The sequence below is a fragment of the Burkholderia cenocepacia genome, assembly GCF_900446215.1.
GTDB lineage: Bacteria > Pseudomonadota > Gammaproteobacteria > Burkholderiales > Burkholderiaceae > Burkholderia > Burkholderia cenocepacia.
This window is the reverse complement of record NZ_UAQZ01000013.1, coordinates 562,493-588,206: the sequence shown is the minus strand read 5'-3', so window position 1 is coordinate 588,206 and position 25,714 is coordinate 562,493. Positions and strand designations below refer to the sequence as shown.

Sequence of the window (25,714 nt, the reverse complement as noted above, 5' to 3'; positions counted from 1 at the left end):
CCATACATCCGGACTTTGATGTCAGGCGTACGCCTGCTGTCCCTGATGGAATACGCTGGCCAGCTCCTCAATCAGCAGATCGCACTTGAGGTGCTCTGACTTCTATGGGTTTTGCCGGCCACGGTCTGACCTGTCTCGCCATCACTGCATTGCTTGCCTGAGCAATCGGGTGGTTTGTCGCTCCTAAAGTTTGTCGCAGCGGTCTTGTTCGACTGCAAGCCGACCGGGTTATGCGACTGCCGCGGCAGTCGCATAACCCGGTCGGAACTGCTGGTTGTGAGCCAGCAACGCCCATATGACGCGTGCATTCTTGCTGGCCAGGGCTACGGCAGCGATGTTGGGATGGCGTCGGCCTAGCAGGCGGCTCAGCCAGCTATCGGTGTCGGGCTTTCGTTGTGCGGCTAGGATGGCCGATCGCGCGCCGTGGATGAGCAGCGTGCGCAGGTAGGAGTCGCCTCGCTTGCTCATGCCCAGCAAGGTCGATTTGCCGCCGCTGGAATGTTGCCGAGGGACCAGCCCAAGCCAAGCGGCCAGTTGACGGCCGTTCTCGAAGTTCTTGGCATCGCCGATCGACGCGACCAGTGCGCTTGCCGTGATTGGCCCGACGCCGGGAATCTCGGCAAGTTTGCGGCTGGCGGGATTGTCGCGGTGCCAGGTCTGAATTTGCGTCTCGAGTTCTCGAACGTGCTGATCGAGCAGCTTGAGATGCTCCATCAGGCGCAGCACAAGGAGACGAAACGGGCCTGGCAAGGCGCAAGTGTCGGAGTCGAGCAGTTCGGGTACGCGTTGCGCGATGTGGGCGATACCTTGGGGAATCACCAGGCCGAATTCGGCGAGGAGCCCACGAATCTGATTAGCTTGCGCGGTGCGCGCCTTGACGAAACTCTGACGTGCGCGATGTACGGCGAGGACGGCCTGCTGCGATTCGGTCTTGATGGGGACGAAGCGCATGTTGGGCCGAGCGACGGCTTCGCAAATTGCTTCGGCATCGGCCGCATCGTTCTTGTTGGTCTTGACGTAGGGTTTAACGAATTGCGGAGCCATTAGTCGAACGGTGTGTCCGCATTCTTGAACGCGTCGTGCCCAGTAATGCGCGCTGGCACAGGCCTCCATGCCGATCAAGCACGCTGGCAGATTCGTGAAGAACAGCATTAATTGATCGCGCCGGATCTGCTTCTTGAGGACGGCTTTGCCGTGCGCGTCGACGCCGTGGATTTGAAAGACGTTCTTTGCCAGATCGATACCAACGGTCGTAACCTTCATGATGGGCGTTCCCTCTGGTTAAGTGGTGGCTGACACTTCCACTTTGGCACATCGATGCCGTGCCGGGCGGGGGCGTCCATTCCATTAGCAGAGGTCGTAGTAGTCACAGGACAGGTCGATGAGGCTGAAGCTGGTGACGAAGGGCCGAACGGGAAGGAGTGTCCAGCGTCATGTCGATGCGACAGGCAATGCGTCAGATGCCCGTGCGAGCGGGGCGAGCGGGAAGCATACGCGGTGAAGCTGCGTCTATGCCCGTGAGCGACGAAGGCTGTTGCCCGCGCCATGAATCCGGGGACACGGGGTCATCGCTGCTGATGGCGGCGCTGACGAGGGAGAACCTGAAGCAGGCGTTCAAACGGGTACGGGCCAACAAGGGAGCCGCTGGCGTGGACGGTCTGGATATTGACCAGACGTCGCGCCATCTGGTGACGGCGTGGCCTGCGATCCGTGAACAGTTGCTGAAGGGGACGTACCGGCCCAGTCCGGTACGGCGGGTGACGATCCCGAAACCGGACGGAGGCGAGCGCGAGCTTGGCATCCCGACGGTGACGGACCGGCTGATCCAGCAGGCGCTGCTGCAGGTGCTGCAACCGGTTCTGGACCCTGGCTTCAGCGAGCACAGCTACGGCTTCCGGCCTGGACGGCGTGCGCACGATGCGGTGCTTGCCGCGCAGTCGTACGTGCAGTCGGGTCGGCGAATCGTGGTGGATGTTGATCTGGAGAAGTTCTTCGACCGGGTCAACCACGACATCCTGATCGACCGACTGCAGAAACGTATTGGGGACGCCAGCGTGATCCGGCTGATCCGGGCGTATCTGAACAGCGGCATCATGGATGGCGGCGTGGTTCAGCAGCGCGAACAGGGCACGCCACAGGGCGGGCCGCTATCGCCGTTGCTGGCCAACGTGTTGCTCGATGAGGTGGACAAGGAACTGGAGCGGCGAGGCCACTGCTTTGCGCGCTATGCCGACGATGCGAATGTCTACGTTCGTAGCCGCCGTGCTGGCGAGCGGGTGATGGCGCTGCTGCGTCGTCTGTATGGGCAACTGCGGTTGAAGGTCAACGAGACCAAAAGCGCAGTCGCCAGTGTGTTCGGTCGCAAGTTTCTGGGCTACAGCCTATGGGTAGCGTCCGGCGGCGTCATCAAGCGCAAGGTGGCGGCCAGAGCGCTGCTGGCGTTCAAACGCCGCATTCGTGAACTGACCGGCCGTAGCGGCGGGCGCAGCATGAAGGACGTGGTCGAACGGTTACGGCCCTATGTATTGGGCTGGAAGGCGTACTTCCAGATGGCGCAGACGCCACGAGTCTGGCTGGATCTGGACAAGTGGATGCGTCACCGGCTGCGTGTCATCCAGCTCAAACACTGGCGCCGCGGTCCGACCATCTACCGGGAACTGCGTGCGCTGGGCGCACCGTCCGCTGTGGCGCAACAGGTGGCGGCGAACAGCTGTCACTGGTGGCGTAACAGCGGCAAGCTCCTGAATAGCGTATTGACCCTCGCGTACTTCGATCGGCTGGGTGTGCCCCGACTCTCATAACCTCAACTTCCCGAACCGCCCGGTGCGGACCCGCATGCCGGGTGGTGTGGCAGGGGTACGGCCTCATGGCCGTCCCCTATGCCGATTCGGCGCATGCCGTGGCGTGCGTGTCGTCCCGTTCAGCCAGCGGCGTGACCGGGCGGTGCAGCACGCATCGCGTCCACCATCCATCGCAGCGTTTCGTCGAGCGGCGTGACCGGCAATTCGCCGACCGCACGCCGCAGCTTGTCGCGCGACCCGCTCAGGCTTTTCACTTCGTTGTGTCGCACGAAGCGTGGATCGATCGTCACGTCGATCACGTAACCGGCGATGCGCGACAGCATCGCCAGCACTTCCTTCAGTGAATACGCGCGCTCCGAGCAGACGTTGAACGTCTCGCCTGCCGGTGCGGCTTCGATGAGCTTCAGATAGGCGGCCGTCACGTCGCGCACGTCGGAGAAATCGCGGCTCACGTCGAGATTGCCGAGCGAGATCCGCGGTGCGTTGCGCGCATAGTGCGCGACGAGCTTCGGCAGCAGATAGGCATCGCTCTGGCCGACGCCCGTGTAGTTGAACGGCCGGGCGATCACGATCGGCAGCCGGTCGGCCCATAGCTTCGCCGCATATTCCATCGCGAGTTTGCTGACCGCGTAGTCGTTCGCCGGCGCAGGCGCGACGGTTTCGTCGAGCACGCCGGCGGTCGAGTTGCCGTAGATGTTCGCGCTGCTGGCCAGCAACACGGCCGACGGACGGCGGTCGAGGCCGGAGAGGGCAGCCAGCAGGTTGCGCGTGCCGACGATGTTGACCGCGTAGGTCTGCGACGGCTCGTCCTGTGCGACATGCGCACGCGCGGCGAGATGCACGACTGCGTCGGGCCGTGCATCGGCCGCAGCCGCGCGCATGGCCTCGGCGTCGAGCAGGTCGACGGGCAGCAGCGTGCACTGCGCGAACGCCGGATCGGCGGGGCGGGGCGTGCCGGGCGCGACCGTGCCCCAGACGTCATAGCCGGCCGCCTGCAGGCGTTCGGCCATGTAGCGACCGGTGAAGCCCGTCAGGCCCGTGACGAATGCACGGCGCGACGGACGCCCGGTTTCAGAACGTGTCATGGTGTTGGTTCCGCGTCAAATCCGCTTCGACCATCATCTGGCAAAGTTGTTCGAGCGTCGTCTTGGGTGCCCAGCCCAGTTTGCTTTTCGCCTTGTCCGCGCAGCCGATCAGCAGGTCGACTTCGGCCGGGCGGTAGAACTTCGGGTTCACTTCGACGAGCACGTTGCCGGTCGATGCGTCGAGGCCGCGCTCCTGCTCGCCCTTGCCGGTCCATTCGATCTGGTAGCCGGCCGCCGCGAACGCCATCCGCACGAAGTCGCGCACGGTTTCGGTGCGATTGGTCGCGAGTACGTAGGTGTCGGGCTCGTCGGCCTGCAGCATGCGCCACATGCCTTCGACGTATTCGAGCGCGAAGCCCCAGTCGCGTTTCGCGTCGAGATTGCCGAGCTCGAGCTTGGTCGCCTTGCCGAGCCGGATCTTCGCAACGGTGTCCGTGATCTTGCGCGTGACGAATTCGCGGCCGCGCAGCGGCGATTCGTGGTTGAACAGGATCCCGCTGCTGCCGAACAGGCCATACGATTCACGGTAGTTCACGGTCATCCAGTGCGCGTACAGCTTCGCGACCCCGTACGGGCTGCGCGGGTAGAACGCGGTGGTTTCCGTTTGCGGAATGGCCTGCACCTTGCCGAACATCTCGGACGTCGACGCCTGGTAGAAGCGCGTCTTCGGGCTCACGACGCGAATCGCCTCGAGCAGGTTCAGCGGGCCGATGCCGGTCACTTCGGCGGTCGTCGCCGGCTGGTCGAACGACACGCCGACGAAGCTCTGCGCGGCGAGGTTGTAGAGTTCGTCCGGCTGCGTGCGTTCGAGCAGGCGCAGGCTCGAGCCCGCGTCGGTGAGGTCGTGCTCGACGAGCGTCAGGTTCGGATGCGTGTCGACGCCCAGTTCGGCGATACGCCAGAAGTTCACCGAGCTGGTGCGGCGATAGGTGCCGGTGACCTCGTAGCCCTTGTCGAGCAGCAGTTTGGTCAGGTACGCACCGTCTTGCCCCGAAATTCCGGTGATGATGGCCTTTTTACGAGTTTGGCTCATGGCGTTGTCCTGGTAGAAGCAATGGATGATGAAATTCAGGCGGTCGTGCCGGCGGCGGCCGGCACCGCGCGGCGCGCGGGCCCGCGCGTCAGGCGCCGTTCGAAGCCGTACCAGCTCAGGGTCGCGTACGCGAGCGTGATCGCCAGCGCGAGCGCGGCCGTGACGAAGCGGTTCAGATGCAGCGGCCACAGCGCGTACAGCACGCTCAGGTGGATCAGGTAGACGGTGTAGCTGACGGTGCCGACGTAGACGAGCATCGGGTTCGTCAGCACACGCTGCACGAGGCCGCGGCCGCGCAGCGCGATCACGACGATCGACGTGCACAGCAGCAGCGAGATGCTGTAGAGCGCCGCATTCGACATCGGCGTGTTCGCGGCGCGAAAGCGCGGGAACGACAGGTGCAGCCAGCCGAGGATCGCGAGCGACACGAGCGCGCCGACGATCGCGAGCGGGTAGAACGGCTCGAGCGCGCGCCGGTCGCGGCGCAGCACGATCGCGAGCAAGGCGCCGGCCGCGAGCAGGTCCATCCGGAACGGCGTCAGGTAGTAGATCGGCCAGAACGAATCGAACCACGGCGTCGCGATCGCGCGCAGCACCGGCGCCGCGACGATCAGCGCGGCGGCGACCCACAGCAGCGCGCGCTCCGAGCACCACAGCACGACGAACGGCCAGAAGATGTAGAACTGCTCCTCGACCGCGAGCGACCACAGCACGTTCAGGCTGTCATGGCCGATGCTGCCGAGCGACAGCCCGATATTGGTCGAGAAAAACGCGAACCACGGCCAGTGCGGCAGCCAGCTCGCGCCGAACAGCAGCGTCGACACCACCAGCAGCAGCACGTACGGCGGCAGGATGCGGCGCACGCGGCGCGCATAGAAGTGGCTGAAGTACGACTGTCCGCGCGCCTTGCGATCGAGCAGGATGCCGGTGATCAGCAGGCCGCTCAGCACGAAGAACAGATCGACACCCATCCACAGCGGCGCCTTCAGCGCGTGCTGCAGGAACACGGCGCCCACCGCGATCGCGCGCAGCCCGTCGAGCTGCACGATGCGGCTGTGTTGTGGCGGGGCGAGGTCGGCGGGGCGTGCCAGGGCCGTCATCGCGGGGCTCCTTCACGACCCGCATCCAATGCGTGTACGTATTGCATGCCTTTAATGGAATATGGAATCGAAATCGATTCTAGGGAAAAGAAATCGGTAAAAAAACGCGCGTCATTTATCTGGCGACAAATATTCAAATGCCGATTATTGCGATCGCGAGATGAAAGGTTGGCGCCCGGGCGGGCCCGATGGGCGGAGCGAGGCGGAATTTTCTACGTGGTGGCGCGGGAAAGACGGTCGTTATTGCCGTTTCCGCGCGCCATTTACTCGCTGTTCCGGTTCGATATTTCACGCGGAAACATCCCCAAATATTTCCAAATTTCTTGTGATTATTTTTGCTTGTAACCTGCATCGCGACGTTTGAAACCCATTTAGCGACAGCGCGCATCCGCGGCACTCCGTGGCGGCGCCGGTCGCTGTTGCATCAAGTCTGGAGAAGCGCATTGCGACGTCTGATTCTGGTTGGCATGACGGTATGCGCGGCGCTGCTGACGAGCGCCGTGCCGGCCGAAACGGTGTTGCCCGCGACGACGTCGTGGATCGGCAACACGTTCGGCTATGGCGACGGCTCATGGACGCAGATCGACATCCGCGCGATCGCGGTGACGCCCGAGGGCAAGGTGTATACGAATGCGCCGTGGGACGAGAGCGGCGCCGAGGCGAGCGTCTACCAGGACGGGAAGATGCTCGGCTTCGCCGGCGGCACGCACGGCTGGGGCAATCTCGGCGGCAACGCGATCGCGGTGAACAGCAAGTACGCGTATGTCGCGATCGGCGTCGGCAACGAGCGCGGCCACTTGCAGGCGCCCGGCATCTGGCCGGACAAGGGCAAGCAATGGTTCGGCATCTCGCGACGCACGATCGGCGACATGAAGCAGCCCGCGCCGTTTCGCGCGGCGCCGCAGGTCGCGCCGGGCGGCCGGGCCGACGCCGGCCGTGCACGGATGGCCGCCAGCTTCATGATGATGAACGAGGTGCCGGCGCCCGCGCGCTCGGAAGTCGGCGAGGCGAAGGCCGAAGTGGGCGGCCTCGCGGCCGACGACAAGACGCTGTTCGCGACCAATCCGTCGCGCGACGTGGTGGTTGTCTATGACGCGGAGACGATGCAGCAAAAGGGCACGTGGAGCGCGCACGAGCCGGGCCGCATCGCGCTCGCGGGCGACGGCACGCTGTGGCTGCTGACCGATACGCTGGGCGGGCCCGCGCATCTCGTGCACGTGCGGGCCGACGGCCGCAAGCTCGACGACGCGCCGGCGCTGCCGGAAGGCACCGACGCGGTGGACGTGGCGGTCGACGCGAAAGGGCGCGTGCTGATCGCGGACAACGGGCCGCGCCAGCAGATCCTGATCTTCTCGAAAGGCGGCAACGGCTATGCGCCGTCCGGCACGCTCGGCGAACGCGGCGGCATCTTCGCGGGCCCGGTGCCGGGCCGGCCGGGGCCGCAGCGTTTCAACGGGCTGACGGGCGTCGGTGTCGACCGCGCCGGCAACATCTACGTGTCGATGAACGGGATCGGGCCGCGCCACGACACGATCGGCGCGGGGCTCGGCGCGGTGCTGGAAAGCTACACGCCGGACGGCAAGCTGCGCTGGCAGGTGCAGGGGCTGCTGTTCGTCGACGGCGCGTGGCTCGACCCCGCACGGCCGAACAGCGTATACACGGGCAACAAGCGTTTCGAGCTCGACCTGTCGAAGCCGCCGGGCCAGGACTGGAAATACGTCGGCTTCCTGTCGAACCGCTTCAAGTATCCGGACGACCCGGTGTTCCACACGGACCAGTATCCGGGCATGCCGATCGCGCGGCGCGTGGACGGTCGCACGTTCCTGTACCTGACCGACATGTACGCGGATCACCTGAAGATCTACCGCTTCGACGCGAAGCGCGACGGCGAAGTCGCGATTCCGTCCGGCCTGATCGCGGGCCGTGCGCGACCGGTCGACAAGGTGCCGAACAAGCCGCCGGGCGGCGACTGGCTGTGGCGCGACGCGAACGGCAACGGCCGAATCGACGCCGACGAGTCCGAGCTCAACACGACGGGCAAGGCGAAGGCCGGCGGCTGGGGCTGGTGGGTCGACACGAAGGGCGACATCTGGCGCACGAGCGACGTGCGCGGCATCCACCGTTTCCAGTACGGCGGCGTCGACAAGGCCGGCAACCCGATCTATTCGTACGACAAGGTGACGACCTACCCGATGCCGCAGCCGTTCACGCAGCTGCGCCGCGCGATCTACGAGCCGCAGACCGACACGCTGTACGTGACCGGCTACACCGCCGACGCGCCGCCGCAGCCGGGCATCAACAAGGAAGTCGGGCGCGTGCTGATCCGCTTCGACAAGTGGTCGACGGGCTCGCCAGTCGCGCGCTACCAGGTGGCGCTGCCGTGGAAGCTCGACGCGAAGCCGATCTTCGACCTGATCGGGATCACGGTCGAGGGGCGCTACCTCTTCACGGTGGAGCCGGTCGGCAAGATCCACGTGTACGACAAGGAAACGGGCAAGGAAGTCGGCGTGATGAGCCCGGGCGCCGAGGTCGGCAAGGCGTCCGGCTGGGTCGACGTGCCGTTCGGCATCAGCGCGTTCCGGCGCGAGAACGGCGAGTACCTGGTGTTCGTCGAGGAAGACGCGCGCGGCAAGGTGCTGATGTATCGCTGGAAACCGTGACGGGCGGCGCGCCGTCGTCGACGTCACTCAAGGCTCAAGCATGGACAAAGGCATACTCAAGAACGTTTCGATCAACTTCATCGGGCTGATCCTGCCGACCTTCGTGTCGCTGGTGACGGTGCCCGCGTACATCCACGCGCTCGGCGTCGAACGCTACGGCGTCGTCAGCCTCGTATGGACGCTGATCGGCTATTTCGGGATCCTCGATCTCGGGATGAGCATGGCCGCGCAGAACCACATCTCGAAGGCGCTCGCGAGCGGCGACGCGGACGAAAGCGCGCGCGTGTTCTGGAGCGCGTTCTGGCTGAACCTCGGCACCGGCATCGCGGGCGGGCTGCTGATCTATTTCGGCGCGTTCGTCTACACCGCGTATTTCACGAAGGTGTCGGCCGCGATGCAGCACGAGGTGTATCTCGCGCTGCCGTGGCTCGCGCTCGCGATTCCGCTCGCGAACGTGTCGTGGGTGTTCGCCGGCGCGATCAACGGCGCCGAACGGTTCGGCGTGTTCAACACGAACCAGACGATCGGCACGTTCCTGTTCCAGCTGCTGCCGCTCGCCGCCGCGTGGTGGATCGCGCCGAACCTGCAGACGGTGCTCGCCGCGGCCGTCGTCGCGCGGCTGATCGCGGCGGTGATGCTCGGGCAGGCCAGCATCAAGGTGCTCGGGATCCGCCGCATCGATCCGCCGCAGTGGGGCACCGCGAAAGGGCTGTTCAACTTCGGCGGCTGGATGCTGATCGCGAGCACGACCAGCATGATCGCCGACACGCTTGACCGCGTGATGCTCGGCGCCGGCATGGGCGCGAAATTCGTCACCTACTACACGGTGCCGCAGAACCTCGTCACGCGCCTGAACATGCTGCCGAACGCGCTGGTGCGCACGCTGTTCCCGCGGCTGTCGGCGGTCGGCCGCGATCATGCGGATACGCTCGCGCGCCAGTCGCTCGAGTTCCTGAACGGCGTGTTCACGCCGGTCGGCATCGTCGCGATCTTCGCGCTCGCGCCGTTCCTCACGCTGTGGGTCGGCGCCGATCTCGCCGCGCATTCGGCGCCGGTCGGCCGCGTGCTGGTGATCAGCGTGTGGCTCGTCGGCCAGGCGAGCGTCACGCGCATCCTGATCCAGTCGCAGGTCAACCCGGCCCGCGCGGCATTCGCCGGGCTCGTCGAGATGCCGTTCTTCGTCGGCGGCCTGTGGTTCGGCATTCATCACTTCGGGCTGATCGGCGCGGCGGTGGTCGTCGCGGCGCGCGCGCTCGTCGACTACGGCGTGCTGCTGTACCTGTCGGCGATCCGGATGCGCGCAATCGTGCTCGACATGCTCGCGCATCTCGCGTTCCTGCTGGCGAGCCTGTTCCTGGCGCAGGCGTGGCCGGGGCTCGGCGAGTCGATCGGCATGTGCGCGGTCGTGCTGGTGCTGAACGTCGCGTGGTCGCTCACGATGACGCCGGGGTTGCGCGCGCTCGTGCGCGACCTGTTTGTCCGTCTCAATGCGAGGAAAACCATATGAATCGCGATCTGGCGGAACACGCCGTCCTGAATCTCGCCACGGCCGATGCCGCCGTGGCCCACCCGGGCGACGCCGCCGCGCTGCACCGCGCGGTGTCGGCCGAGCGCGCCGGCGCGCGGCAGCCGGCGCGTGCGCTGCGCGTGGCGATCGTCCACGACTGGCTCGTCACCTATGCGGGCGCCGAGCGCGTGCTCGAACAGATCGTCGCGTGCTTTCCCGACGCGGATCTGTTCAGCCTCGTCGATTTTCTCGACGACCGCGCGTTCGTGCGCGGCAAGCCGGTGACGACGTCCTTCATCCAGAAGCTGCCGTTCGCCCGCACCAAGTACCGTAGCTACCTGCCGCTGATGCCGCTCGCGATCGAGCAGCTCGACGTGTCCGAGTACGACCTCGTGATCTCGAGCAGCCACGCGGTCGCGAAGGGCGTGCTGACCGGGCCGGACCAGGTACACATCAGCTACGTGCATTCGCCGATCCGCTATGCGTGGGACCTGCAGCACCAGTATCTGGAGCAGTCGAACCTCACGCATGGGCCGAAATCGCTGCTCGCGCGGATGATCCTGCACTACATCCGCAACTGGGACACGCGCACCGCGAACGCGGTGGACGGCTTCGTCGCGAATTCCGCGTTCATCGCACGGCGCATCAGGAAGGTCTATCACCGCGACGCGGCGGTGATCTTTCCGCCGGTCGACGTCGACGCGTTCTCGCTGAATGCGGTGAAAGAGGAGTTCTACCTGACCGCGTCGCGGATGGTGCCGTACAAGAAGATCGACCTGATCGTCGAAGCCTTTTCGCGCACGCCCGAGCGCAAGCTGGTCGTGATCGGCGACGGCCCCGAGATGCAGAAGATCCGCGCGAAGGCCGGCCCGAACGTCGAGATCATGGGCTACCAGCCGTTCGCGGTGCTGCACGACCGGATGCGGCGCGCGAAGGCGTTCGTGTTCGCGGCCGAGGAGGATTTCGGCATCTCGGTCGTCGAGGCGCAGGCGTGCGGCACGCCGGTCATCGCGTACGGCAAGGGCGGTGCGCTCGAAACCGTGCTCGACCCGCAATCGAACCTGCACCCGACCGGTCTCTTCTTCGACGAACAGACGCCGCAGGCGATCGTCGCGGCCGTCGACGATTTCGAGCGCGCGCCGCAGCGCTTCACGCCGGACGCGTGCCGAGCGAACGCGGAGCGGTTTTCCGCCGACACGTTCCGGCGGCGCTTCCTCGATTACGTGGAGCAGGCGCTGCCCGGCTCGACCGCGCAGCGCGGCACGGCCGCGCCTCTGCCGGCCGCGCGCGGCCCGGCGACGCTCGTGCTCGACCAGAGCGGCGTGCTCGGCGGCGCCGAGCTGTCGCTGCTCGAGATCATGAAGCACATGCGCGCGAACGCCGACGTGCTGCTGTTCGCCGACGGTCCGTTCCGCGCGGCGCTCGACGAGATCGGCGCGCGCGTCGACGTGGTCGAGCAGGGTGCGCTCGCGGGCGTGCGCAAGCAGGGCGGCGTGTCGTTCGGCGCGGTGAAGCAGCTCGTGCGGCTGGTGCGCGACGTCGCGCGGCGCGCGCGCCGCGCCGAGGTGATCTACGCGAACACCCAACGCGCGATGGTGGTCGCCGCGCTCGCCGGGCGGCTCGCGCGCAAGCCGGTGGTCTGGCACCTGCGCGACATCGTCAGCACCGACCATTTCGGCGGCAAGCAGTTGAAGGCGATCAAGTATTGCGCGCGGCTCGGCGTCACACGCGTGATCGCGAACTCCGATGCATCCGCGCAAGCGTTCCGCGCGCTGACGGGCTTCACGCCGCAGCACGTCGACGTCGTGTTCAACGGCATTTCGGCCGAACCGTTCGACGCGCTGGAAGGCGTGAGCCAGGCCGCGCTGCGCGCGCGCCTGGGGCTGCCCGCGGACGCCTGGCTGGTCGGCTCGTTCAGCCGTCTCGCGCGCTGGAAGGGGCAGCACGTGCTGCTGGAGGCCGCCGCGCGGCATCCGGACATGCACGTGGTACTGGTCGGCGCGCCGCTGTTCGGCGAGGACGACTATGCGGCGCAACTGCACGAATACGTCGCGCAGCACGGGATGGACGCGCGCGTGCATTTCCTCGGCTTCCAGCGCGACGTGGCCGCGTGCATGACGGCGGTCGACGTCGTCGCGCACACGTCGATCACGCCGGAGCCGTTCGGGCGCGTGATCGTCGAGGGGATGCTCGCGCGCCGGCCGGTCGTCGCGGCGCGGGCGGGCGGCGTCGTCGAGATCATCGAGGATGGCGACAACGGGCTGCTCTGCGAGCCGGGTAACGCGGCCGCGCTGGCCGATGCGCTGGCGACGCTCAAGCGCGACCGCGCGCTGCGCGAGCGGCTCGTCGCGAGCGGGCGCGCGACCGCGGTGCGCCGGTTCGGGACCGAAACCTACGTGGAGCGGGTCGAGAAGATCCTCGCGGATACGGCGAAGGCCGCCAAGGCCGCGAACGCGAAGAAGTAGCAGCTGGCGCGAGCCGGCGGCAAACGGGCCCCCATGCGGTGTCGTGCTGCGTGGGGGCTTCGCTTTTCGGCGGGCGAGATGTCTGGTGGTGGCGGACGGGCGGGCATGCACGCCGACTCCACATGAGGCGCGAGCATGGCCGATCGTCATCTGAAACCGGGAGCGGGCCATCGGCGACGTGAAGCGGGCAGGCGACACCGTTGCAGTCGTGCTGCAGCAACCCCGCAGAGACGGCTTACGCGGGTCGTGGCGCGGTCGGAGAGCGGCAGGCTGCCCGTCCCTTGACGAAGCGGCCCGCGACCGCGTGCCGGCCATGAAAAAGCCCCCGCGCAGCGAGACGCCGCGCGAGGGGCGCGAAACCGGACGGGCCGGCCGGCTTGGGTCAGACGGCCTGTTCGGGCGTCGACGCGACGACGCGGGCGGCGCGGGTCGGCTTGAAGCTGGCCGACCACGTCATCGCCGGCCGTTCGAACATCCGGTAGAACAGGTACGCCACCGGGATCGCGACGGCCATGAACGCGAACGACGGCCAGATCGACAGTTGCAGTTCGGAATGGAACAGCACCGAGCCGAGGCAGACGAACAGCGGCAGGTGGACCAGGTACAGCGAGTAGCTGAAGTCGCCGAACCAGCTCAGCACGCGCAGCGGCGGCGTCGGGCGCGGCGGGCGGGCAAGCGCGCGGTACAGGAAGCACGCGAAGCCGGCCGACCACAGCTGGAACGCACCGTACTGGCCGACATGGAACGCGCCGCAGCCGGCGGCCAGCAGCACGGCGGCCGCGACGTACCACGCGCGCGACGGCACGACGGCCATGCCGCGCGATTGCTGCGCGCGCACGTCGGCGATCCATGCGCCGATCGTCCAGGACAGCCAGTACGACGTGAAGAACTGCAGGTCGTGCCGTTCGAGCAGCCACGCCGACGCGACGTTGACGAGCGCGACCGCGGCCACGACGGCCGGCATCCCGATGCGCCGGCGCAGCGCGAACAGCAGCGGGTAGACCGCGTAGAACTGCACTTCGAGCGACAGCGTCCACAGCGCGCCGTTCGACCCGTACGTGTAGCCGGCGACGCCCTGCAGCGAGAACAGGTTCACGAGGAACGCGACGAGGCCGACGTCGCGGATCTTGTGGCTGACGGGCTCGATCTGCAGGCTGACCGCGTCGAGCGCGAGCGTGAACAGCAGCGCGGCGAGCAGCACCGGGTAGATGCGCGCGAAGCGGCGCACCCAGAAATTCGGCGCGTCGAGCCGGTATGCGGGGTTGGCCGCGAGCTTGAGCGCCGCGTTGCGGTGGATGCAGTAGCCGCTGATCACGAAGAAGATCGGCACGCCGGCGGAGCCCCACGCGAACGGGAAGGTCAGGTAGCCGGCGATCACGCCCGGGCTCAGTGCATGACCGTAAGCATGATGGAAGCTCTGCATGCCGACCCAGACGACCTGGCGGCAGTGGAAATAGGCGACGAGCAGCGCCGCGAAGCCGCGCATCGCGTCGATCACGTGTTCCTTGTGGTCGGCGACGGGTGGCGCGGCCAGAGACGATCCGCTGAAAGCTTGCATGCGATTCGATTCCTTGCGACGGATGGACGGGAAGTTTCATCCAATCGTAATGCGCAAGAATTCGGTCAATGAATAAAAAAATCTCGCCCGGAAATATCGGTATTCCACATCATGGAGTTATCGCGACCTGAAAGCGGCTCGTCGAGGGGGGCGAATTATTTGCCGATTTTTTTCTGATAGTTTGAAGCTCCAGTTGATTGATGCAAGGAGCGGCAAGATGGACATGCATTGGATCGCGAGCGCTGCAGTACTGTTGGTCATGGCCGTGCTGTCGGCGTACCGCGAGGCGCTGAAGAACGAACCGATCCGCCCGGGCCTCGAGCGGGGCGGCGTGCCCTATATCGAGGAATTCGAATCGTAAGAATTTGTATCCGGAAAATCGGTAATTTGTTTCTGCTTCGGCAATCGGTCCGGCAATATCGACCGAATTGAAACGATTATATTTTTTTCGGAATCATTGGGCAATCAGTTCATATCGAAAATGAGCGGAGTGGAATTGGCCGTACCGTCGATTCTCGATATGCCGTTCGGAACACAATCGCGCCGGGTCGCAGGTCGACGCGGCGCAGTCAACGCAATCAGGATGCGAACATGTTGAAAGTCACCAAGGCCGTGTTCCCCGTTGCCGGTCTCGGCACGCGGTTCCTCCCGGCAACGAAGGCGAGCCCGAAGGAAATGCTGCCCGTCGTCGACAAGCCGCTGATTCAGTACGCGGTCGAGGAAGCGATCAACGCCGGTATCACCGAGATGATCTTCGTCACCGGGCGCAGCAAGCGCGCGATCGAGGATCATTTCGACAAGTCGTACGAGATCGAGGCCGAGCTCGAGGCGCGCGGCAAGGAAAAGCTGCTCGAACTCGTGCGCGGCATCAAGCCGAGCCACGTCAACTGCTTCTACGTGCGCCAGCCGGAAGCGCTCGGCCTCGGCCACGCGGTGCTGTGCGCGGAGAAGCTGGTGCACGGCGAGCCGTTCGCGGTGATCCTCGCCGACGACCTGCTGCACGGCGAACAGCCGGTGCTCAAGCAGCTCGTCGACGTGTTCGACCACTATCACAGCTCGGTGATCGGGGTCGAGACGATCCCGCGCGAGGACAGCCGCTCGTACGGCGTCGTCGAAGGCCGGGAGTGGGAAGAGGACATCATCAAGCTGTCGGGCATCATCGAGAAGCCGGCGCCGGAGGATGCGCCGTCGAACCTCGGCGTGGTCGGCCGCTACGTGTTCATGCCGACGATCTTCGATCATCTGCGCAAGCTCAAGCCGGGCGCGGGCGGCGAATTGCAGCTCACCGACGCCGTCCAGTCGCTGCTCGCGAACGAGCAGGTGCTCGCGTATCGCTACTACGGCACGCGCTTCGACTGCGGCAGCAAGCTCGGCTATCTCAAGGCCACCGTCGAGCTCGCGCTCCAGCATCCGGAAGTGAGCCGCGAATTCGAGGCGTACCTGCGTACCTGCTTGCCCGCGCTGGCTGCCGTCGCTTAAAGCGGCCGCGCGCTCCGTCGTTTCAGGTGGTGGTTGTTCCGTTGGCCCCGGCCGCTCGCGCGCCGGGGCTTTTTTGTTTGCGCGGGCGCGAGCGCAGGGTGCGCGACGTCGGCACGCGGTGCCGGGCAGGTGTGCGGGGTGCTGGCGCGCGACGCGCGACGCATGCCGGTGAGGCGGGACGTCGCGCGTGAAAGCGGTGCCGAAGCATGCGTCGCGTGACCGGATCGGTGGAGGGATTGCGCGGCATGCACGTCACTCGCGTGGGTGTCGCGCGATGACGCGGTGTCGGCCGACATGCCGCCGGTCGCCGGGCGTCACCGGTATCGACGCATTCCCGTCCGGCTTCCGCCGCGCGCCGCGTCCACGCGACGCTCAGCGCGGCGACGCGCTCGGCTGCGCGGCGAAGTGCCGGGCCAGCAGCGCGGCGATCGGCTTCTTGAAGTCGAGCAAGCGCTTTTCGAGATAACGCCAGGACAGGTGAGCGAGCAGCACGGCGAGCGCGAATTGCAGCAGTTCCGGTGCCGCGTCGCGGACGATGTCCGGCATCGGCACGTGCGCGAAGGACGCGGGCAGCACGCCGAAGCGCGCCGGAATCAGGTTGTGGAACAGGTAGAAGCCGTAGCTGATCGTGCCGAGATAGGCAAGCGGCGCCCAGTCGAGCAGCGCGACGACGGGATGCTCGGGTGCGCTGACGATCCACAGCATCAGCGCGCCGAGCGACACGGACAGGCCGAGATCCGCAAGCCCCGCGACCGCATCGGGCAAGGTCGTGCAGGCGGGCAGCGCGAGGAAGAATGCGACGCCGGCCGCGCCGAGCCAGCCGGGCGGTACGCGGCGCGCGGCGGCCGCGCCGCGATCGGCGAGCGCCATCGCGCCGACGCCGCCGAGCGCGATCAACGCGAAATTCCACGGGGAAAACGCGTAGATCAGCACCGGCGATGCGTCCGACAGGTAGAGCGCGAGATGCGCGAGCGCACACAGCGCGACGGCCGCGACGCCGAGCGCGACGTGTCGCGCGGCGGGCACCGCGAGCAGCGCGAGCGGTGCGATCAGATAGAACTGCTGTTCAACGGCGAGGCTCCAGAAATGCGACGTGGAGCCCGGCCAGCCGTCCTTGACGACGCCGATCCAGTAATTCGACAGGAACACCGCGTGCCAGGCGAGCCCGAGATTGACGCCGCGCTGGTAGAACAGCGCGTGCGCGATCGCGAGCGCGGCGAGCAGCAGGTAATACACGGGAAAGATCCGCAGCGCGCGCTTCGCGAGAAACAGCGCGAGCGCGTGGCGGCGCGTCATGGTGCCGCATTCGACCGCCTGACGGTTGCGATGCAACTCGCCGACGATCAGGAATCCGCTGATGAGGAAAAACGTCCACACGCCGAGCTTGCCGACGTCGACGGCAAGGACATGGCCCTTGTGGGACAGGAAAACGAGGATGACGGCGAGGGCTCGCAGGCCGTCGAGTCCTTTGACGTATCTGACTTCGCGCATGGAGGCATCCGGGCATTGAGCGCGCCCAGTATAGGTGCGCAAATATCGAACGTAATTCGCGTTCGGCTTGTTTGAGCCCATACGTACACGCGTTTTTTCATGCTCGAGTGTCGATGAAGTCGGTCGCGCGCAACAAAACCTGCGGGAAACCCCGCGAAAACGCATAAAAGTACTGCACGAAGCGTCAAGGCGCTTGTAGAATCCGGCGTTGAAGCGCGCGCGTTGCACGCTTCGTGTATCCAACGACCACACCTGGTAGGAGAAACATGGCGACTTCCGCAAAAAAGGTGGCCAAGAAGGCTGCCGCACCGGCGACCAAGAAGGTGGCTGCCAAAAAGGCTGCGCCCGCGAAGAAAGTAGTGGCCAAGAAGGCTGTCGCAAAGGCAGCACCGGCTGCTCCGACGCCGCTGAAGGACAAGTTCACGAAGGCATCGCTCGCAACGCACATCGCTGAGCGCGCGGCTGTCGAAGTGAAGGCGGTCAAGGCAGTGCTCGCCGCACTCGAGAACGTCGTGCTGGGCTCGGTTCACAAGAAGGGCGCAGGCGAGTTCACGCTGCCGGGTCTGCTGAAGATCACGGCACAAGTCGTGCCGGCGAAGAAGAAGCGCTTCGGCAAGGATCCGTTCACGGGCGAAGAGCGTTGGTTCCCGGCGAAGCCGGCCAGCGTGCGCGTGAAGGCACGTGCGCTGAAGAAGCTGAAGGACGCGGCAGCGTAATGCCGCGCAACGACTGCCGAATGCATGTCGGCAGCCGTTGCAGTGTCCCGAGATCCCCGTACGCGAAAGCGTGCGGGGATTTTTATTGCGTCGCGCAAAGCGCGCGGCGGCGAACGGATCGCCCGGCGATGCCGGGTTTGGCCGACGCACGATGTGCGGCGGATCGCATGTCGCGCATCCGCATCCGCATCGCCGAGCCGCGAGTTTCATTCGCGCGCCGCGTTGTTGCCGCGCGTTCCGTCGCGAGCGCATCGCGAGATTTGTCATCGTGACGGACGACACCCCGCACGACATCGCCGCACAGGTCGCCGCCGCACGTGTCGTGATCGAACGGCATCTCGGCGCGACGCTGGAAGCGATCCACCTGTTCGGATCGGTGCTCGACGGCGGCCTGAAACCGCGCAGCGACATCGATTTGCTGGTGACGGTGGCGGTGCGCCCGGACGAAGCGGCGCGACACGCGCTGATGTCGGACCTGCTCGGTGCTTCTGCGCCGCCCGGTTGCAGCGGCGGCATGCGTGCGCTGGAGGTCACGGTCGTCGCGCACGGCGACGTGGTGCCGTGGCGTCATCCGGCGCGACGCGAGCTGCAGTTCGGCGAATGGCTGCGCAGCGACCTCGACGCCGGCATCGTCGAGCCGCCGCTCGTCGATCACGATCTGGCCATCCTGCTGACGAAGGCGCGCGAGCACAGCATCGCGCTGGTCGGCCCGCCCGCGGACGTGCTGTTCGAGCCGGTGCCCGCGCGCGACTTCGTCGCCGCGCTGCTCGCTACCGTGGCGCAGTGGCAGGCGGAACCCGACTGGCGCGACGACGCGTGCAACATCGTGCTCGCGCTCGCGCGCATCTGGTATAGCGCCGCGACCGGCAAAATCGCGCCGAAGGACGTCGCCGCGGCGTGGGTGCTGGCGCGCCTGCCGGACGCGCACCGGCCGGTTCTGGCGGCTGCGCGTGCGGCCTATCTCGATGGTGACGCAGGCGCGGCGATCCTGTCGGGCGAACCGCTGGCGGAATTCATCGGCTACGCGCGGCGGACGATCGAGTCGATGCTGTCGGCGTAGCAGTTCGCGCCGACGATGCACGCTACCGGTTTGCCGGCCGGCCGCGGATAGCGAACGCTCGCGAGCCGGCGGCATGCGCGCACCGTCGAGCCGAGCGCGTGCACGCGACCCGGCGCGGCGTCACGCATGCGCGGCCCGGTGCGCCGGGTCAGCCCGCGGTGCCCGCAAAGGCGGCCTTCAGCGCGGCGTCGTCGAACTTGGTCATCTGCATCATCGCCGCGGCCACGCGCCCCGCCTTGACCGTGTCGCGGTCGGCCATCATCGGAATGAGCGCTTCCGGAACGATCTGCCACGACACGCCATAACGATCCCGCAGCCAGCCGCAGCCGTCGGCCGTGCCGCCGTTGTCGAGCAGCGCGCTCCAGTAGCGATCGAGTTCGGCCTGGTCCGCGCAGCTGACGAGCAGCGAGATCGCGTGGTTGAACGTCTCCGTGCGCGGGTGGCTCATCGCGAAGAACGGCTGCCCGAACAGCTCGAATTCGACCATCCGCGTGCCGTCGGTGCCGGGCACCGCCGTGACGCGCACGATCCGCGAATCCGGAAAGATGCCGGCATAGAAGGCCGCTGCTTCTTCGGCTTCCGTCGAATACCAGAGAAAAGGCGTGATCTTCTGAATCGTCATGACGAATCTCCTGTCTGTATGGGTCCGGGGCAAACCACGTGCCGCCATCGATACGACGGACGACGCCCGCCGAAATCGACACGCGGCGCGAACCAATCCCGCATCGGTCGGGCCGGGCGGTGCCGGCAGTGCGGATGTTAGTCGTCCTTGGCGGAAACGGCGAGCTCTCCGGGCCGTGGAAACCGGGTTGCGCGGGCATGGCAGCGGCCAGGGGCCGCTGCCGACCGGCCGACCTATGTCGGGCCCGGCTGTCGCGCGGAGGCCGTGCAGACGCTGCCGGCCCGCGAGCCGGAGGCGGACGAAAAAAAGCCAGCCGCGGCCGAAACCGGGGCTGGCTTTCCAGGTCGGCGACAAGGCGTCGGAGACGCCATGCACACCGGAAACGTACTTCTTAGAACTTGTGGCGCAGGCCGAGTGCGACGATTTCCTGCGAGCTCTTGCCGGCGATGCCGTACGAGCCGATCGACGCTTGCGCATCGCTGCCGTCTGCGTTGTGGCCGCTTGCGTGCTGGTATGCGCCGACCAGGTACACGTCGGTGCGCTTCGACAGCGAGTAGTCCGCGCCGAGCGAAACCTGGTGGTACTTGGCGTTGTTGTCGCCGCTACCCTTCGTGTAGATGTAGCCGAGGCCAAGCAGCAGCGGTGCCGATGCCTGGTACGTGACGAAGCCGCGACCCGTGTTGTACTTCTGGTTCGTGCCGAACGTCGACGCGCCGTCAGCCTTGTACTGGGCGTTGCTGTAGCCTGCACCGACCGTCACCGGGCCGAATGCGTACTGGGCTGCCACTTGCGCGATGCCGATCGACGTCGACGACGTGAACGCGTTGTTGATGAAGGTCGTGCCCGAGTCGCCGTCGAAGATTGCGTCCGACGTACCGGTCCAGCCGCTACGCTTGCCGGCCGTGAGCGCCGATGCGTTGTTCGCGTGGAAGTAGCCGGCAGCCACGCCGAGCGGGCCGTTGTTGTAGGCTGCGGCTGCGGCCCACGTCTGACCCTTGCCGGTCGAGCCGGCGACGCCGCCGAGTGCGTACATGCCTTCGAACTGGAGGCCGGCGAACACCGGGGACGTGTATTTGATCGCGTTGCTGACGCGCAGGCTGTTGTCGTTGTTGTCGACGTCGCCCGGCGTGGCGAACACGCTGCCGAAGTAGTTGTCAGCCGTGACTGCCTGAACCAGGTCGACCAGCGGGTCGTACTGGCGACCCAGCGTCAGCGTACCGTACTGGTCGCTTTGCAGGCCGACGAACGCCTGGCGGCCGAACATGCGGCCACCCTGGCCCAGTGCGCCCGATGCCGAGTTGAAGCCGTTTTCCAACTGGAAGATCGCCTTCAGGCCGCCACCGAGGTCTTCCGAACCCTTCAGGCCGAAGCGGCTGCCTTGCAGGTTGCCGCTACCCATCGACCACGAATTGTTACCTTGACCGGCGTTACCGTGAACGTACGTGATCGACGTGTCGATCACACCGTAGAGCGTCACGCTCGATTGAGCCTGAGCGGCGCCAGCGGCGCCCAGCAGGGCGAGCGAGAGGGTCGAGAGAGCAAGTTTCTTCATCGTTGAGTTTCTCCACGCAAGTGATTCATCGTTATTTGTTGCGGATTGGAGAATAGCTCAGTGCCATACACGCAAGAAAGCTTAAAAAATAAAGTGTCTCGAAAAGGTAACAGCAGGAAAAAGTCCATATATATCAAGCACATCAGACACTGTTCCTGTTTATGAAATAGTTGACAATTGCTGCGCTGCGATTGTTTCAATCGCTGATGCACATGGCGGCAGACCCCCTGTTTCGGCCCGTTGCAGCAAGGAAATGAGGGCGTGCAAACGTTTGCGGTTGCAGGTGCATGCACGCCGACGTGTCAGGCAAGCGTCGACGCCGCGCGAATGCGCGGCGAACCACGGGGTTGCAAGCGAGGGGAGGGTGTGCCGGGTACGCGCGGGATCGATGCGCGGCCGTCTTCAGCGGGCTGAATCAGTCGTCGCGCGGGCGATTCCCGGCGGGATCGGGCCGAGCGGCTCGAGTCGCTTGAGCGGCCGCGGCCGGCGCCGGATTCGCGGCCGGCCGATGCGCGTCGCCGCGGGCGGCCGCGAATTCCGCGCCGAGCAGCAACACGATCGCGGAGAAGTACAGCCACATCAGCAGGACCGCGAACGACCCGGCCGCGCCGAACGCGCTCGCGGTACCCGCATGCGCGAGATACAGCGCGAACAGCTTCTTGCCGCCGGAAAACAGGATCGCGGACACGATGCCGCCGATCGCGGCGTCGCGCCACGCGACGCGCGCGTCGGGCAGGAACTTCATCAACGACGCGAACGCGGCCGCGAGCACCGCGATGCCGACGAAGAACTGCACGACGTTCGTGACGACCACGTACGGCGAATTGCCCAGCAGCCAGGTGCCGATGAAGGTGATCGCGGTGTCGAGCACGAGCGACACGATCAGCAGGAACGCGACGCCGAGCACGAGCCCGAACGAGATCAGCCGCACGCGCACCAGCCCGAGCATGCTCGACCAGCGGCTTTCGGTGGCCGGCCAGATCACGCTGAGCGCCGCGCTGAGCGACGCGAACGTGGCCGACGCGCCGATCGCGAGCGCGGCGAACGAGATCAGCGTGGCGATGCCGCCGCGTTCGCCCGCGCGGTGCGCGTTCTGCACGATCGTCTGGATGCTGGCGGCCGCGTCGTCGCCGATCAGCTGGTGCGCCTGCTCGAACACCTGGCCGCGCGCGGCGTCGTCGCCGTAGAACCAGCCGGCCACCGCGATCACCATCACGAGGGTCGGCGCGAGCGAGAACGCGGAGAAAAACGCGATGCCCGCGGCCATCGCGGAGCAGCGGTCGGACGAGAAGCGCTTGAACGCGGTGAGGGCCCAGTTGGCCTGCTGCTGGGCGAGACGGGTGGCTTCTGAAGTGATCTGTCGTTTCATGACGGTTCGGTTGCGCGCGGAACGCGGATCATCGCAGGTTAATCGGACATATCGGTATTGATCCGAGGATTCGATCATAGTTGCCTGAACTGTCTATAATTCCTTTCAGTTTCACCCCACCCCACAATAACGCCGAGACCGCCATGCTACAAATGTCCCGGCGCCAGTTCCTGAAGGTGACGGCCACGTCGCTTGCCGGATCGAGTCTTGCCCTGATGGGCTTTTCTCCGTCCGAAGCGCTGGCCGAAGTCCGACAGTACAAACTGGCGCGCACCGTCGAAACGCGCAACACCTGTCCTTACTGTTCAGTGGGTTGCGGCATCCTGATGTACAGCCTCGGAGACGGCGCGAAGAATGCGCAGCCGAGCATCATCCACATCGAAGGCGATCCCGACCACCCCGTCAATCGCGGCACGCTGTGCCCGAAGGGCGCGAGCCTGATCGACTTCATCCACAGCCCGAACCGCCTGACGCACCCCGAGTATCGTGCGCCCGGCTCGGACAAGTGGGAACCCATCTCGTGGAACGACGCGCTCGACCGCATCGCGAAGCTGATGAAGGCCGACCGCGACGCGAACTTCGTCGAGACGGCCGAAGACGGCGCGAAGGTCAACCGCTGGCTCACGACCGGCATGCTGGCCGCGTCGGCGGGCAGCAACGAGGTCGGCTACCTGACGCACAAGACCATCCGCAGTCTCGGGATGCTCGCATTCGACAATCAGGCGCGTGTCTGACATGGCCCGACGGTGGCAGGTCTTGCCCCGACGTTTGGCCGTGGAGCGATGACGAACCATTGGGTCGACATCAAGAACGCGGACGTGATTCTCGTGATGGGCGGCAATGCAGCCGAGGCCCATCCGTGCGGTTTCAAGTGGGTGACGGAGGCGAAGGCGCACCGCAAGGCGCGGCTGATCGTCGTCGACCCGCGCTTCACGCGTACGGCCTCGGTGGCCGATTACTACGCGCCGATCCGCACCGGCACCGACATCGTCTTCCTGGGCGGCGTCATCAACTATCTGCTGACGAACGACAAGATCCAGCATGAGTACGTGAAGAACTACACGGACTTCTCGTTCATCGTGCGCGAGGATTTCGCGTTCAACGACGGCATTTATTCCGGCTACGACGCCGAGAAGCACGCGTACCCGGACAAATCGAGCTGGGACTACGAGCGCGGCGACGACGGTTTCGCGAAGGTCGATCCGACGCTGCAGCATCCGCGTTGTGTATACAACCTGCTGAAGCAGCACTACGCGCGCTATACGGCGGACATGGTCCAGCAGGTCTGCGGCACGCCGAAGGACAAATTCCTGAAGGTGTGCGAGATGCTCGCGAGCACGGCCGTACCCGGCCGCGCCGGCACGGTGCTGTACGCGCTCGGCTGGACCCACCACTCGATCGGCGCGCAGATCATCCGCACCGGCGCGATGGTGCAGCTGCTGCTCGGCAACATCGGCATCGCCGGCGGCGGGATGAACGCGCTGCGCGGCCACTCGAACATCCAGGGGCTGACCGATCTCGGGCTGATGTCGAACCTGCTGCCGGGCTACATGACGCTGCCGATGCAGGCGGAGCAGGACTTCGACGCGTACATCAAGAAGCGCGTGCAGCAGCCGCTGCGGCCGAACCAGCTGAGCTACTGGAAGAACTACAAGGCGTTCCACGTCAGCTTCATGAAGTCGTGGTGGGGCGACGCGGCCACCGCCGAGAACAACTGGGCGTACGACTACCTGCCGAAGCTGGACAAGCAGTACGACCTGCTGCAGGCGATCGAGCTGATGAATGCCGGCAAGATGAACGGCTACATCTGCCAGGGCTTCAACCCGCTCGCGGCGGCGCCGTCGAAGGTGAAGACGGCGGCCGGCCTCGCGAAGCTGAAGTGGCTCGTGATCATGGATCCGCTCGCGACCGAGACGTCCGAGTTCTGGAAGCCTCACGGCGACTACAACGACGTCGATCCGTCCAAGATCCAGACCGAGGTGTTCCGCCTGCCGACCACCTGCTTCGCGGAGGAAAACGGCTCGCTCGTGAGTTCGAGCCGCGTGCTGCAGTGGCACTGGAAGGGCGCGGAGCCGCCGGGCGAAGCGAGGAGCGACCTCGAGATCATGTCGGGGCTGTTCCTGCGCATGCGCAAGCTGTACCAGAAGGACGGCGGCAAGTATCCGGACCCGATCGTGAACCTGACCTGGCCGTACGCGAACCCGGAAAGCCCGACGCCCGAGGAACTGGCGATGGAGTTCAACGGGAAAGCGCTCGCCGATCTGCCCGATCCGAAGGATCCGGCGAAGACGCTCGTGAAGAAGGGCGAGCAGCTTGCCGCGTTCGCGCAACTGAAGGACGACGGCACGACCGCGAGCGGCTGCTGGATCTTCTGCGGCGCATGGACCCAGGCCGGCAACCAGATGGGGCGGCGCGACAACTCCGACCCGACCGGTATCGGCCAGACGCTGAACTGGGCGTGGGCATGGCCGGCGAACCGGCGGATCCTGTACAACCGCGCGTCGTGCGACGTCGCCGGCAAGCCGTTCGACCCGACCCGCAAGCTGATCGGCTGGAACGGCAGCGCGTGGAAGGGCGCCGACATCCCGGACTTCAAGGCGGACGAACCGCCCGAAAACGGGATGGGGCCGTTCATCATGAATCCGGAAGGCGTCGCGCGCTTCTTCGCCCGCGCGGGGATGAACGAAGGTCCGTTCCCCGAGCATTACGAGCCGTTCGAGACGCCGCTCGCCGCGAACCCGCTGCACCCGAACAACCCGCAGGCGCTGAACAACCCGGCCGCCCGCGTGTTCCCGGACGACCGTGCGTCGTTCGGCAAGGTGGCGGAATTCCCGCACGTGGCGACCACGTACCGGCTGACCGAGCACTTCCACTACTGGACCAAGCATGCACGGCTGAACTCGATCATCCAGCCCGAGCAATTCGTCGAGATCGGCGAAGACCTCGCGAAGGAAGTCGGCGTCGCGCATGGCGAGCGCGTGAAGGTGTCGTCCAAGCGCGGCTACATCATCGCGGTCGCGCTCGTCACGAAGCGGATCAAGCCGCTGACGGTCGACGGCAAGAAGGTCCAGACGGTCGGCGTCCCGTTGCACTGGGGCTTCAAGGGCCTGACGAAGCCCGGCTATCTCGCCAATACCCTGACTCCGTCCGTGGGTGACGGCAACTCCTATACACCGGAATTCAAGTCGTTCCTGGTGAAGGTCGAAAAGGCGTAAG

18 protein-coding genes are annotated in these 25,714 nt (G+C 65.9%); 9 read left to right on the top strand and 9 right to left on the bottom strand.

Annotated elements, in window-relative coordinates; genetic code table 11:
- Positions 1-228: 228 nt before the first annotated feature.
- Entirely contained in the window at positions 229-1,263 is a 1,035-nt protein-coding gene (locus DTA15_RS25265) for an IS110-like element ISBcen3 family transposase (RefSeq protein ID WP_006491259.1), read from the bottom strand.
- A gap of 170 nt (positions 1,264-1,433) precedes the next feature.
- On the opposite strand from DTA15_RS25265, the gene ltrA reads away from it, so the two are divergent.
- Positions 1,434-2,801, top strand: a complete 1,368-nt coding sequence (gene ltrA, locus DTA15_RS25260) for a group II intron reverse transcriptase/maturase (protein ID WP_006491129.1) — start codon at positions 1,434-1,436, stop codon at positions 2,799-2,801.
- Between the two features lie 119 nt (positions 2,802-2,920).
- On the opposite strand, the gene DTA15_RS25255 is transcribed toward ltrA, so the two are convergent.
- The 3 genes from DTA15_RS25255 to DTA15_RS25245 are packed head-to-tail and all read right to left on the bottom strand — an operon-like array spanning position 2,921 to position 6,019.
- Positions 2,921-3,886: an NAD-dependent epimerase/dehydratase family protein gene (locus DTA15_RS25255; protein ID WP_006491265.1), complete on the bottom strand. Its 966-nt coding sequence runs from the start codon at positions 3,884-3,886 to the stop codon at positions 2,921-2,923.
- Positions 3,873-4,919: a GDP-mannose 4,6-dehydratase gene (gmd, locus tag DTA15_RS25250; RefSeq protein WP_006491261.1), complete on the bottom strand. Its 1,047-nt coding sequence runs from the start codon at positions 4,917-4,919 to the stop codon at positions 3,873-3,875. The genes DTA15_RS25255 and gmd overlap by 14 nt, the downstream gene beginning before the upstream one ends.
- Positions 4,920-4,954: 35 nt before the next feature.
- Positions 4,955-6,019, bottom strand: a complete 1,065-nt coding sequence (locus tag DTA15_RS25245) for an acyltransferase family protein (RefSeq protein ID WP_006491260.1) — start codon at positions 6,017-6,019, stop codon at positions 4,955-4,957.
- Positions 6,020-6,486: 467 nt separating this feature from the next.
- Between DTA15_RS25245 and DTA15_RS25240 the strand changes: the two genes are divergently transcribed.
- Genes DTA15_RS25240 through DTA15_RS25230 form a run of 3 tightly spaced genes read left to right on the top strand, consistent with a single transcriptional unit; the run spans position 6,487 to position 12,651 of the window.
- The gene (locus DTA15_RS25240) at positions 6,487-8,679 is read left to right on the top strand and encodes an NHL repeat-containing protein (RefSeq protein ID WP_034178305.1); all 2,193 of its coding nucleotides are present in this window, start codon (positions 6,487-6,489) and stop codon (positions 8,677-8,679) included.
- Between the two features lie 40 nt (positions 8,680-8,719).
- A complete protein-coding gene (locus DTA15_RS25235; protein ID WP_006491256.1) occupies positions 8,720-10,186 on the top strand; it encodes a flippase in 1,467 nt (488 codons plus the stop codon).
- The gene (locus DTA15_RS25230; RefSeq protein ID WP_012493216.1) at positions 10,183-12,651 is read left to right on the top strand and encodes a glycosyltransferase family 4 protein; all 2,469 of its coding nucleotides are present in this window, start codon (positions 10,183-10,185) and stop codon (positions 12,649-12,651) included. The genes DTA15_RS25235 and DTA15_RS25230 overlap by 4 nt, the downstream gene beginning before the upstream one ends.
- A gap of 382 nt (positions 12,652-13,033) precedes the next feature.
- Here DTA15_RS25230 and DTA15_RS25225 read toward each other — a convergent pair whose 3' ends face one another.
- Entirely contained in the window at positions 13,034-14,209 is a 1,176-nt protein-coding gene (locus tag DTA15_RS25225) for an acyltransferase family protein (protein WP_006495937.1), read from the bottom strand.
- A gap of 217 nt (positions 14,210-14,426) precedes the next feature.
- Here DTA15_RS25225 and DTA15_RS38695 point away from each other — a divergent pair, with 217 nt between their 5' ends.
- Positions 14,427-14,570 (top strand): hypothetical protein, encoded by a 144-nt coding sequence (locus tag DTA15_RS38695; protein ID WP_006479318.1) that lies wholly within the window; start codon positions 14,427-14,429, stop codon positions 14,568-14,570.
- Positions 14,571-14,800: 230 nt separating this feature from the next.
- Positions 14,801-15,688 (top strand): UTP--glucose-1-phosphate uridylyltransferase GalU, encoded by an 888-nt coding sequence (gene galU, locus DTA15_RS25220; protein WP_006482949.1) that lies wholly within the window; start codon positions 14,801-14,803, stop codon positions 15,686-15,688.
- Positions 15,689-16,060: 372 nt separating this feature from the next.
- Here the strand turns inward: galU and DTA15_RS25215 are convergent, their stop codons facing one another.
- On the bottom strand, positions 16,061-17,179 hold the full coding sequence (locus DTA15_RS25215) for an acyltransferase family protein (RefSeq protein ID WP_012493217.1): 1,119 nt from the start codon (positions 17,177-17,179) through the stop codon (positions 16,061-16,063).
- 266 nt (positions 17,180-17,445) lie between these two features.
- Here DTA15_RS25215 and DTA15_RS25205 point away from each other — a divergent pair, with 266 nt between their 5' ends.
- A complete protein-coding gene (locus tag DTA15_RS25205) occupies positions 17,446-17,895 on the top strand; it encodes an HU family DNA-binding protein (protein ID WP_006492882.1) in 450 nt (149 codons plus the stop codon).
- A gap of 268 nt (positions 17,896-18,163) precedes the next feature.
- Positions 18,164-18,955: an AadA family aminoglycoside 3''-O-nucleotidyltransferase gene (locus DTA15_RS25200; protein WP_006488886.1), complete on the top strand. Its 792-nt coding sequence runs from the start codon at positions 18,164-18,166 to the stop codon at positions 18,953-18,955.
- Positions 18,956-19,103: 148 nt separating this feature from the next.
- Here DTA15_RS25200 and DTA15_RS25195 read toward each other — a convergent pair whose 3' ends face one another.
- The 3 genes from DTA15_RS25195 to DTA15_RS25185 all read right to left on the bottom strand — a co-directional run bounded on the left by DTA15_RS25195 (position 19,104) and on the right by DTA15_RS25185 (position 22,498).
- Positions 19,104-19,577 carry a VOC family protein gene (locus DTA15_RS25195; RefSeq protein WP_006488901.1) on the bottom strand — a complete coding sequence of 158 codons (474 nt, stop codon included), beginning with the start codon at positions 19,575-19,577 and terminating at the stop codon, positions 19,104-19,106.
- A 391-nt stretch (positions 19,578-19,968) separates the two neighbouring features.
- Positions 19,969-21,129 (bottom strand): porin, encoded by a 1,161-nt coding sequence (locus tag DTA15_RS25190; protein WP_006488818.1) that lies wholly within the window; start codon positions 21,127-21,129, stop codon positions 19,969-19,971.
- Positions 21,130-21,544: 415 nt separating this feature from the next.
- Positions 21,545-22,498, bottom strand: a complete 954-nt coding sequence (locus DTA15_RS25185; RefSeq protein ID WP_006495933.1) for a YihY/virulence factor BrkB family protein — start codon at positions 22,496-22,498, stop codon at positions 21,545-21,547.
- A gap of 143 nt (positions 22,499-22,641) precedes the next feature.
- Here DTA15_RS25185 and fdnG point away from each other — a divergent pair, with 143 nt between their 5' ends.
- Positions 22,642-25,713, top strand: coding sequence for a formate dehydrogenase-N subunit alpha (gene fdnG, locus DTA15_RS25180; protein WP_077176954.1), 3,072 nt, complete (start codon positions 22,642-22,644; stop codon positions 25,711-25,713).
- The last annotated feature ends 1 nt before the right edge of the window (position 25,714 follow it).

Bases quoted from the DNA above. Each gene is read 5' to 3' on its own strand.
- DTA15_RS25265 (WP_006491259.1), bottom strand. From the start codon at position 1,263: ATGAAGGTTACGACCGTTGGTATCGATCTGGCAAAGAACGTCTTTCAA.
- ltrA (WP_006491129.1), top strand. From the start codon at position 1,434: ATGTCGATGCGACAGGCAATGCGTCAGATGCCCGTGCGAGCGGGGCGA.
- DTA15_RS25255 (WP_006491265.1), bottom strand. From the start codon at position 3,886: ATGACACGTTCTGAAACCGGGCGTCCGTCGCGCCGTGCATTCGTCACG.
- gmd (WP_006491261.1), bottom strand. From the start codon at position 4,919: ATGAGCCAAACTCGTAAAAAGGCCATCATCACCGGAATTTCGGGGCAA.
- DTA15_RS25245 (WP_006491260.1), bottom strand. From the start codon at position 6,019: ATGACGGCCCTGGCACGCCCCGCCGACCTCGCCCCGCCACAACACAGC.
- DTA15_RS25240 (WP_034178305.1), top strand. From the start codon at position 6,487: ATGACGGTATGCGCGGCGCTGCTGACGAGCGCCGTGCCGGCCGAAACG.
- DTA15_RS25235 (WP_006491256.1), top strand. From the start codon at position 8,720: ATGGACAAAGGCATACTCAAGAACGTTTCGATCAACTTCATCGGGCTG.
- DTA15_RS25230 (WP_012493216.1), top strand. From the start codon at position 10,183: ATGAATCGCGATCTGGCGGAACACGCCGTCCTGAATCTCGCCACGGCC.
- DTA15_RS25225 (WP_006495937.1), bottom strand. From the start codon at position 14,209: ATGCAAGCTTTCAGCGGATCGTCTCTGGCCGCGCCACCCGTCGCCGAC.
- DTA15_RS38695 (WP_006479318.1), top strand. From the start codon at position 14,427: ATGGACATGCATTGGATCGCGAGCGCTGCAGTACTGTTGGTCATGGCC.
- galU (WP_006482949.1), top strand. From the start codon at position 14,801: ATGTTGAAAGTCACCAAGGCCGTGTTCCCCGTTGCCGGTCTCGGCACG.
- DTA15_RS25215 (WP_012493217.1), bottom strand. From the start codon at position 17,179: ATGCGCGAAGTCAGATACGTCAAAGGACTCGACGGCCTGCGAGCCCTC.
- DTA15_RS25205 (WP_006492882.1), top strand. From the start codon at position 17,446: ATGGCGACTTCCGCAAAAAAGGTGGCCAAGAAGGCTGCCGCACCGGCG.
- DTA15_RS25195 (WP_006488901.1), bottom strand. From the start codon at position 19,577: ATGACGATTCAGAAGATCACGCCTTTTCTCTGGTATTCGACGGAAGCC.
- DTA15_RS25190 (WP_006488818.1), bottom strand. From the start codon at position 21,129: ATGAAGAAACTTGCTCTCTCGACCCTCTCGCTCGCCCTGCTGGGCGCC.
- DTA15_RS25185 (WP_006495933.1), bottom strand. From the start codon at position 22,498: ATGAAACGACAGATCACTTCAGAAGCCACCCGTCTCGCCCAGCAGCAG.